Genomic DNA, 1,595 nt, shown 5'->3' with positions numbered 1-1,595 from the left:
AGTCCAAGAGATGGGGAGTAGCTCACTCCTCGTGATTGGAGACCAGCAGACTTCAGATCGTAGCTTCCGTCACTGTCCGATTTTCGGGGAGGAGCTCAGAGTTCCATAGATTGTTTTTACCAGGAGCGTGGTTTCCATGGCTGACACCACAGACCGAGCTTTCCCCTCCGGCAATAACTTCCGCCAGTGGCGCGATACCAGCCATTGTGGCTTCTGCGAACGCCCGTCTTGGGCGCCGCCGATGCCTTAGAAAGAAGCTTAAAATGATCTGAATTCGCCTTCCAGAGGTCAAATGCAGACTCGGAATCCACCTTGAGTCGATCAAGCTGCGGGCCATCAAGATAGCCAGTGCTAGGGATACCTGCAGATGTCTGCCAAAGCCCCAACGCCGAACGAAACCCGGCACCGGTCAAGCCGTCAATTCCTTCGGGATCGTAGCTCATGGCCATGAGGCGCGCTTGGATCTCGGCGATGTCCGGACGCTTTAAATTCAAGGTATCCTGTGTCTGACTAGTGGCCGGCGCCCAATCGAGGGACGGCTGGCTCGCATTGACCGCCGGGTCAGTGCTGGATACGGTTGACGACGGCGCTGTGTTCGGCTGAGGCGGTGCGACTTCTGTCCGAAGAACGGAACCGTCGATGACGCCCTGTGCCGATACGGAAAACTCGACAATGCTGTTGTGCTGCGAGGCGATCAGTTCGATACAGGCGCCGAGCCCAAGCAGCGAACGGTTGAACAACTGCCGCTCGGGCGCATTGGGTGATACGGGTTCGATTAGGCCGGGCATTCCGCTGATGGCGCCGTCCGCCCCGGTCTGAAGGCGCAACTTGACTTTGGCATCTCCCACCGCCACGGCAGGAAGGTTCGGAGCAGTCAGACATTGGTTGATGCGCTTAAATAGTGGATCGGCGAGAGGGGCCGCAGCAGGCGCCGTGGTGCCCGTGGCGGTAGCGGCGTTCGACCCAAGCGCGGTCAACTCAGCATCCAGCGCCATAGGGTCGACAGTGCCGACCTTCTTACCCAGTAAGATGGCAAGCGCTGCGTGGCTAGCCGGATAGTGGGTGGCGATCTTATCGATCATTGCCTTGACTTTCAACAGGCCTTGCCGCTTGTCCGCACCGCTTAGGTCGGCCGCTGCGGCATAGGCTGCATCTGCCTCGGCCACCAGAGCCGTCACGGCGGGGTCCTCGGGCAAGGCTGTTGCCGCAGCGTTCTGGTCGGCCAAAGCGGGTACCATCAGCGTGAGTCCGGCCAGACTGCCCAGCACGACGAAAAGGGCTTGGCGCAGCAACTTCCGGCTGCTCCAAACGGTCGGGGCGTGCCGTGTGGCCTGGCCGACCGACCAACATCCGGCTCGGACAAAATCGGCTGTGGGCGAGTTTCCTTCCGGAACTATCAACAACGACGCCGTTCCCATTCCCGCTCCTCCATCAAAGTCTTTCATATTGTTCTGCTGCCTGTCTCGTAAAGCAGCCTGTCTCGTGAAATGGTAGACCAACTTAGACCGCCTTGCCAGTCTAGGTGTTTGTCCCGGCATCATGGCGCTGGTGCCCCAAGCCTAGCGCGAGGCGATCTCGCGGCACACCAAGGAAGT

General features: G+C 59.6%; 1 protein-coding gene. It reads right to left on the bottom strand.

Annotated elements, in window-relative coordinates; translation table 11 throughout:
* Positions 1–116 precede the first annotated feature (116 nt).
* Positions 117–1,445 carry a peptidoglycan-binding domain-containing protein gene (locus RSW2DRAFT_RS16915; RefSeq protein ID WP_198008135.1) on the bottom strand — a complete coding sequence of 443 codons (1,329 nt, stop codon included), beginning with the start codon at positions 1,443–1,445 and terminating at the stop codon, positions 117–119.
* Between the last annotated feature and the right edge of the window lie 150 nt (positions 1,446–1,595).

Origin of the sequence: Rhodobacter ferrooxidans (assembly GCF_000176015.1) — a bacterium.
In the GTDB taxonomy this organism is placed as follows: Bacteria; Pseudomonadota; Alphaproteobacteria; order Rhodobacterales; family Rhodobacteraceae; genus Pseudorhodobacter_B; species Pseudorhodobacter_B ferrooxidans.
The sequence above is the reverse complement of the archived record's forward strand: the minus strand, read 5'-3'. Positions and strand labels throughout refer to the sequence as shown.